Source organism: Arthrobacter monumenti (assembly GCF_054511255.1).
Window position 1 is genome coordinate 594,725 of sequence record NZ_JBTNCY010000001.1, and the last position, 8,308, is coordinate 603,032.

At 62.7% G+C, this 8,308-nt stretch carries 5 protein-coding genes; 4 read left to right on the forward strand and 1 reads right to left on the reverse strand.

Annotation, left to right across the window (positions count from 1 at the left end; translation table 11 throughout):
• Positions 1-71 precede the first annotated feature (71 nt).
• Entirely contained in the window at positions 72-1,523 is a 1,452-nt protein-coding gene (gene guaB1, locus ACX80B_RS02870) for a GMP reductase (RefSeq protein WP_459292807.1), read from the reverse strand.
• Positions 1,524-1,762: 239 nt separating this feature from the next.
• Here guaB1 and ACX80B_RS02875 point away from each other — a divergent pair, with 239 nt between their 5' ends.
• From ACX80B_RS02875 to ACX80B_RS02890, 4 genes are all read left to right on the forward strand, one after another.
• A complete protein-coding gene (locus ACX80B_RS02875; RefSeq protein ID WP_459292809.1) occupies positions 1,763-5,731 on the forward strand; it encodes a multifunctional oxoglutarate decarboxylase/oxoglutarate dehydrogenase thiamine pyrophosphate-binding subunit/dihydrolipoyllysine-residue succinyltransferase subunit in 3,969 nt (1,322 codons plus the stop codon).
• A gap of 76 nt (positions 5,732-5,807) precedes the next feature.
• Positions 5,808-6,407 (forward strand): GDSL-type esterase/lipase family protein, encoded by a 600-nt coding sequence (locus ACX80B_RS02880; RefSeq protein WP_459292811.1) that lies wholly within the window; start codon positions 5,808-5,810, stop codon positions 6,405-6,407.
• A 159-nt stretch (positions 6,408-6,566) separates the two neighbouring features.
• A complete protein-coding gene (locus tag ACX80B_RS02885) occupies positions 6,567-7,415 on the forward strand; it encodes a DUF4097 family beta strand repeat-containing protein (protein WP_459292813.1) in 849 nt (282 codons plus the stop codon).
• Positions 7,415-8,059: a PadR family transcriptional regulator gene (locus ACX80B_RS02890; RefSeq protein WP_459292815.1), complete on the forward strand. Its 645-nt coding sequence runs from the start codon at positions 7,415-7,417 to the stop codon at positions 8,057-8,059. The genes ACX80B_RS02885 and ACX80B_RS02890 overlap by 1 nt, the downstream gene beginning before the upstream one ends.
• Positions 8,060-8,308: the final 249 nt, after the last annotated feature.

An 8,308-nucleotide genomic window follows, 5' to 3' on the forward strand; every position in this document is an offset into this window, starting at 1 on the left:
TGGCGCCGGCTCCTAGATGAGCTGTCCATAGACGTTAAAGAATACAGGACAGCCGCTCCTGCGAAAGCGGCCTACCAGCTTTCCTGCAGCGGGCGCCCCTCCTCGTAGCCGGCGGCCGACTGCACCCCGACCAAGGCACGCTCGCGAAAGCTTTCCAAATCGGTGGCGCCGGCATACGTCATCGAACTGCGCAATCCCGCAGTGATCATATCCAGCAGGTCCTCCACACCGGGACGCGCCGGGTCGAGGTACATCTTCGAAGCAGAAATGCCCTCCTCGAAGAGGCCCTTGCGCGCCCGGTCAAAGGACCCCTCACGCTGGGTGCGGTTCTGCACGGCACGGGCGGAAGCCATACCGAAACTCTCCTTATACTGCCGGCCGGTGCTGTCCGTCTGCAGATCGCCCGGGCTTTCATAGGTGCCTGCAAACCAGGAGCCGATCATTACCTGGCTGGCTCCTGCCGCGAGGGCCAGGGCCACGTCGCGCGGATACCGGACACCGCCGTCGGCCCAGACTGAGGCACCCATTTCACGCGCCGCCTGTGAGCACTCCAGGACGGCGGAAAACTGTGGACGTCCGACGGCGGTCATCATCCGGGTGGTGCACATGGCTCCCGGCCCGACACCGACCTTGACGATACTCGCGCCTGCCTCGACAAGATCGCGGACACCGTCGGCGCTGACCACGTTTCCCGCCACAATCGGAACATCCGGATCGAGTTCCCGCACTGCCTCCAGCGCGTCGAACATCTTCCGCTGATGACCATGGGCAGTATCCACGACAAGCACGTCCACTCCGGCGTCGAGCAGGAACTTGGCTTTCTCCTGCACGTCCCCGTTGATACCGACAGCGGCGGCGACCTTCAGCTTGCCGCGGCTGTCGATGGCAGGCCGGTAGATCGTCGACCGCAGCGCACCTGTGCGCGTCAAGGCGCCCTGCAGCACGCCGTCGCGGATGACCGGAGCGAAGTTTGTTCCCGCCTGGTCCATCTTCCCGAAGGCCGCCTTCAACGCCTCGTCCCTGTCGCCGTCGAACGTTTCCGCGTCAACAGCCGGAACATTGGTGCGCATCACCGATTCCAGCGAGGAGAAGCGGTCCACGGACTCACAATCGGAGGGCCGGACCACGCCAATCACCTGGCGGTCGGAATTGAGCACGACGACGGCGCCATGGGAGCGCTTGTTCATTAGGTGCAGGGCGTCGATCACCGTATCCGACGGTTTTAGGTGCAACGGCGTCTCGTAGACGTCATGCCGCCCCTTGACCCACTGTGTGACTTCGGCGAGGACCTCGAGCGGGATATCCTGCGGCAGGACTGCCAAACCACCGCGGCGCGCCACCGTCTCCACCATCCGGCGTCCGGTCACCGCCGTCATGTTGGACACAACAAGTGGGATGGATGTGCCCGTGCCGTCGTCGCTGGCCAGGCTGACGTCCAGCCTCGAGATGACGTCCGACCGGGACGGGACGAGGAAAACATCCGAATACGTAAGGTCGGTGGACGGGGTGTTAATGAAACGCACGAAGCACTCCTGGGTTGGCGGCATATCAAGTCTAATAGCCCCGACCGACAGTTTTTCCACCCCCGCGGTAACGCCCACGTCGAAATAGTTTCCTAATTGGCTTGCGCGCTGAAAATTTCACTACACTGGATGAGGTCTAGTTTTGTTGTTGGACCGACGTGCAAACGTGCACAAAGTTACGGCTGACAGCTGCTTGAGCGAGGGCAGGGCAAGCAACCCACGGAAGAGGCGTATTACAAGTGCCAGATCAACCCAACCACCGTATACCTGAAGAATTCAGCGGAAACGAGTGGCTCGTTGACGAACTGTATGAGGAATACAAGAAGGACAAGAACTCGGTCGACAAAAAGTGGTGGGAGATTTTCGAGTCCTTCGATGACGGCGGCTCCTCCAACGGCCGGCACTCCAGTGATAAAAGCGGGTCCGACGGCGGCAAGCAGGCCAAGGGCGACGGCGGCAAGTCCCGCTCCTCGGCCGATGAGACCGGCGAGCTCGGGGCTAACCCCTCGACCCGCAAACTGCCCATAGTCCAGACCGACCAGAACAAGCCTGCCGCCTCCGGCGAAAGTGATGCCCGTCCCGGTCCTGACGGGCAGAAGCAGCCCGTGACACCAGAGGGTGCCGCTTCCAAGGCCGAACCTGCCAAGCCTGCCAATGAAGACAAGACTGCCGGGTCCGGCAAGTCCGCATCGAAGTCGAAGACTGATGCCAAGCCTGCGCCGAAGAACACGACCGAGGCCAAGGAGGCCGGCGGCAAGGAGTCGAAGAACGAGAAGCCGATTCCGGCACAGTTGCCCAAATCCGCTCCCAACCAGAAGGCGTCCGAAGAGGATAAGAGGACCCCGCTGCGGGGACCGGCCAAGGCCATTGCCACGAACATGGACGCCAGCCTCACTGTTCCCACGGCCACCAGCGTCCGCGCCGTTCCGGCCAAGTTGCTGATCGATAACCGTGTGGTCATCAACAGCAATCTCGCCCGCGCCCGCGGCGGCAAGGTCTCCTTCACGCACCTGATCGGCTACGCGATTATCCGCGCGCTGGCCCAGTTCCCCTCGCAGAATGTGTTCTACGAGGAGGTCGACGGCAAGCCGACGGCCGTCCAGCCCGCCCACGTGAACTTCGGCCTGGCCATCGACATGCCGAAGCCGGACGGCACCCGCCTGCTCGTCGTGCCGAACATCAAGAAGGCCGAGACCATGAACTTCTCGGAGTTCTGGAACGCCTATGAAATTCTGGTCAAGAAGGCCCGGGACAACAAACTGACCGCCGAAGACTATGCGGGTACCACGATCTCGCTGACCAATCCCGGCGGAATCGGCACCGTGCACTCGGTTCCCCGCCTCAGCAAGGGCCAGGCCTGCATCATCGGTGTCGGTGCCCTCGAGTATCCGGCGGAATTCCAGGGCGCAAGCGAGAAGACTCTGGCGCAGCAGGCCATCAGCAAGACCATTACGCTGACCTCCACCTATGACCACCGCGTCATCCAGGGTGCAGGTTCGGGCGAGTTCCTGCGCATCGTCCACCAGCTGCTGCTCGGCGAGCAGAACTTCTACGACGACATTTTCGAATCGCTGCGCATCCCCTACGAGCCGGTGCGCTGGAGCTCGGATATCCAGGTCGACCCGATGGACCAGGTCAACAAGGTTGCCCGGATCCAGCAGCTGATCCACGCCTACCGCGTGCGCGGCCACCTGATGGCTGACACCAACCCGCTTGAGTATGTCCAGCGCCGGCATGCCGATCTGGACGTCCGCACCCATGGCCTGACCCTGTGGGATCTGGACCGCGAATGGCCCACCGGCGGATTCGGCGGCAAGCCCGTCCTGAAGTTCCGCAACATCCTGGGCGTGCTGCGCGATGCCTACTGCCGCACCACCGGCATTGAGTACATGCACATCCAGGATCCCGAGGAGCGCCAGTGGTTCCAGGAGGAACTGGAGCACCCGTACTCGAAGCCCAGCCGTGAGGAACAGCTGCGCATCCTGAGCAAACTGAACGCTGCGGAGGCCTTCGAGACCTTCCTGCAGACCAAGTTCGTGGGCCAGAAGCGCTTCAGTCTTGAGGGCGGCGAATCGCTGATCCCGATGCTTGATTCCATCATTTCCGATGCCGCCGACCAGGGCATGGACGAGGTCGCCATCGGCATGGCGCACCGCGGCCGCCTCAACGTTTTGACGAACATTGCGGGCAAGACCTACGCGCAGATCTTCCGCGAATTCGAGGGCACCCAGGACCCGCGCAGCGTGCAGGGTTCCGGTGACGTGAAGTACCACCTCGGAACCGAGGGAACCTTCACCTCCGACAACGGCAACGAGACCAAGGTTTACCTCGCAGCCAACCCTTCCCACCTTGAAGCCGTTGACCCGGTCCTCGAGGGGATCGTCCGTGCCAAGCAGGACAGGCTGGACCAAGGCAGCGAAAGCTTCCCGGTCCTGCCGATCATGATCCACGGCGATGCAGCCTTCGCCGGCCAGGGCGTGGTGGCGGAAACGCTGAACCTCTCCCAGCTGCGCGGCTACCGCACCGGCGGAACCGTGCACATCATCGTCAATAACCAGGTTGGATTCACGACGGCGCCGGCTGCCTCGCGCTCGACCGTTTACTCCACCGACGTGGCCAAGATGGTGCAAGCGCCGATCTTCCACGTCAACGGCGACGATCCCGAGGCCGTGGTCCGGGTGGCACAGATGGCCTTCGAGTTCCGTCGCAAGTTCCACAAGGACGTCGTGATCGACATGGTCTGCTACCGCCGCCGCGGCCACAACGAGGGCGACGATCCGTCGATGACCCAGCCGATGATGTACAACCTGATCGAGGCCAAGCGCTCCGTCCGCAAGCTGTACACCGAGGCCCTGATTGGGCGCGGCGACATCAGCCAGGAAGAGGCCGAGCAGGCTTTGAAGGACTACCAGGAACGGCTGGAACGCGTCTTCGCGGAAACGCATGCCGCGCAGACTTCGCCGGTTCCCGTCATCACCAACGATGCGGCTGCGGTTGCCGGCATCGAACGGCCGATCGCCCAGCAGTCGGACAATGGAGTGGGTGCTCCGGCCAGTACCGCTATCTCTTCGGATACGCTCGCCCACATCGGCTCCGCCCATACCGACGTGCCGGATAACTTCACCGTGCACCCGAAGCTGAAGGCTCTGCTCGAGAAGCGCGAACAGATGTCCCGCGAGGGCGCCATCGACTGGGGCTTCGGTGAGATGGTTGCGTTCGGGTCTCTGTTGATGGAAGGTGTTCCCGTCCGGCTGGCAGGACAGGATTCACGGCGCGGCACCTTCGTGCAGCGGCACGCCGTCTTCCATGACCGTGCCACCGGCGCCGAATGGATGCCGCTGAGCCAACTGAATGAAGACCAGGCGAAATTCTGGATCTACGATTCACTGCTCTCCGAATTCGCCGCGATGGGCTTCGAATACGGCTACTCCGTCGAACGTCCGGATGCGCTCGTGTTGTGGGAAGCGCAGTTCGGCGACTTCGTCAATGGCGCCCAGACCGTCATAGACGAGTTCATCTCCTCCGCTGAGCAGAAGTGGGGTCAGCGTTCCTCGCTGGTCCTGTTGCTGCCGCACGGTTATGAAGGCCAGGGCCCGGACCACTCCTCCGCCCGGATTGAACGCTTCCTGCTGATGTGTGCGGAAGACAATATGGTCGTTGCCAACCCGACCACACCGGCGTCGTACTTCCACCTGTTGCGCCGTCAGGCCTACAGCCGTCCGCGTAAACCGATGATCGTCTTCACGCCGAAGCAACTGCTGCGCCTGAAGGCGGCCGCTTCGTCGGTCGAGGACTTCACCCAGGGTAATTTCCAGCCCGTCATTCCGGATGTGCAGGATCTTGACGCCCAGAAGGTGGACCGCGTTCTGCTCGTCTCCGGCCGGATGTACTACGACCTGCTGGCACACCGGCAGAAGTCCGGCGATGAGCGGACGGCACTGGTCCGTGTCGAGCAGCTTTACCCGCTGCCGGTCGACGCGATCAAGGAAACCGCGAAGAAGTATCCGAACGCGGAGCTAGTCTGGGCACAGGACGAACCTGCCAACCAGGGCCCTTGGCCGTTCATCGGCCTGAATCTGCCGCCGGCTCTGGGAACCGACGTCCGGCTCGTCTCCCGTCCGGCGTCTGCATCCACCGCGAGTGGTTCAGCCAAGCGCCATGCCGTGGAGCAGGAGATCCTGGTCAAGCAGGCCTTCGAGCGGGACTAGACTCTACAACACGCAGAAGAACCTCCACCACGCACCGGCCACTGTGCCGGCGGAAACCAATTGAAGAAGGTGTTCTTTGGAGCAACGCAGAATCCGGATTGCCGCGGTCGGCAATGAGCTGCTGGCCGGCAGCGGCGATCAGCGAGCTCTGGGGTGGTTCGGCCGGGTCCTCGCCCGGACCACCGACGACACCGCCTCAGTGGAGGCGTTTCCCCTCGCCGTGCCCGAAGAAGGCACCGAGGCGTTGGCGGCGCGTTGGCTTCAGGAAGCAGGGCGCAGGTTCGACGAACGCCATGAGAACCGCCTGGTGATCGGCCTGTCGGACCGCGATCTTGACCTTGACATTTCACCGGCGCGCAGCCGCCTGAACCTCGCAAACATTCTCGACGGCGCCGCACAGCTTGGCGTGAAAGTGTTCGTCGTTGGACCGCCACCCGGACTCAATCCGGAGCGGAACAAGCGTCTCGGCGAGCTATCGGCGGCCTATGGAGACGTGACGACCCGGCGCAAGCACACTTACGTCGACACCTACACACCGTTGCTCAACCACGAACAGTGGCGGACCGATCTGGCCGGGAACGGTGGCGTTCCGGGGCAGGCCGGACACGGTCTGATCGCCTGGCTCGTACTGCACCGCGGTTGGTTCACCTGGCTGGACCTTCCCGAAGGAACCTGAACCGGAGCTCAATTCCGTTGGTCCCATCGCAAGGACGCCGCCCCACCACCGCTATCAGCAATACCCCCGCTTCCTCGAGGCGGGGGTATTGTTTTTCCCTCAGTCACGATATATCGTGTTCTTCATAAACGCGATATATCGCATCTCAATGGAGGAACCATGAACGCATCAGAGTGGATAATCGATGAACCACAAACCATCGATGTCGACGATGTCACCAACGTGAAGGCCAGTATCGTCGATGGCCGGGTGGACATCCTCGTCCATGACGAACCGACAACCCGGGTGGAAATATCCGAAGTCGCCGGACAGCCCATCGAGGTCACGTATGAGTCCGGCATCCTGGAGCTGAAGCACCAGTCGCCCCTCGGACGCGGGCTGGGACGACTGGGCATCAAGGGGATCATGACCAGCGGTGCGGACGAATATTCCGTCGTCAGCATTGCGGTCCCGGAGGGAACCACTGTCTCTCTGCATACGGTCAACGGCGACGGGCTGGTCTGCGGTACGCCGGGCACCTCCCTGGACACAGTCACCGGATCCGTCATGGCAGATGACACGAGCGGACACTTGAATGTCAATACTGTCAGCGGCGCAGTCATTGTCCGCCACCACACCGGCACCCTCGCGGCGAAGAGCGTCTCCGGCGAAGTCACCGCGTCCGGCTTCCTCGAATCCATTCGCGTCAACAGCGTCAGCGGAGACACCAGCCTGGACTTGCTCGGCACTCCCCGGGATCTTGTTGCGAAGACGGTTTCAGGGGACCTGACGGTGCGCTTGTCGAGTGACGTCGGTATAGACCTTGCCGCCAACTCTGCTTCCGGGACGGCAACTGTTAATGACCGCAAATTCTCCCGGCGGGGTAAGAATGAACATACAGAACCCGGTACGACGGAGCGGATGTGCACCATCCGGACCCATTCCGTATCAGGCAACGTAGCGGTTTTCCACCACTCCGGCACCGGCCACCGGCAGCCCGGTGAAGAGCAATACGGCGACGCACTCTAATGGCTGCCGTCTTTGCCCATGGTGCCCTTCGCCTCTACCTGCTGGCGTTGCTGGAAGATGGCCCCCGGCATGGCTACGAAATCATTAAGGCTCTCGGCGACCGGTTCGGCGGGACCTACTCCCCCAGCGCCGGAACCGTCTACCCACGGCTGGCAAAGCTCGAAGCCGAGGGGCTTGTGGCGACCGAAAACGACGGCAGGCGCACCGTTTACCGGATCACTGGGTCCGGACAACGCGAACTCGCAGAACGCCAGTCGGAGGTTGCGGACATCGAGGAGGATATTTCGCTCTCGGTCCGGAGGCTGGCGGACGAGCTTCGCTCCGATATCCGCCGCAATATGAAGGGAGTGCGGGCGGAACTGGCGGCCACGGCGGAAACGGTCAAACAGTCGGCCGGCAGGGTGCCGCGCGGCAAGGACGTCCTGGGGCACCAGGCGTTGCGGGAGCTGGAGCATCTGATCAATGAGTTCCGCACTGATCTGCGCACCGACCTGCGAAGGCATGCCGCCCGGCACAGCGGCGAGGGCGGCATCAGCCGGGTGACCGCCGAAACCATCCGCACCGTGCTGGACCAGGCGCGGATATCAATCCAGGCGACACTGACCGACAGCGCTCCCGGCCGGCACGATGGGAATCCGGATTAGCCGCAGGTGACAGCCGGCCCCCGACGGGCGTTGCTGTCTGCCCCGTTACCTTTTTAGTATCCCCGAATTGAGCAAGACTTGGGGTTGCTGGCCTGTCGGTCCCGGCATGATTTTTACCCCCAGTCGTTGATGATCCGGGGGGGGTGTTGTCACCGGGAGTCGATAGGTGCCAGGTGATCGCTAATGGGGACACGACCAGCTGCCGCAGTTGAGGAAGCAGGTCAGCCGTAACGTGGATGCCGACGCTTG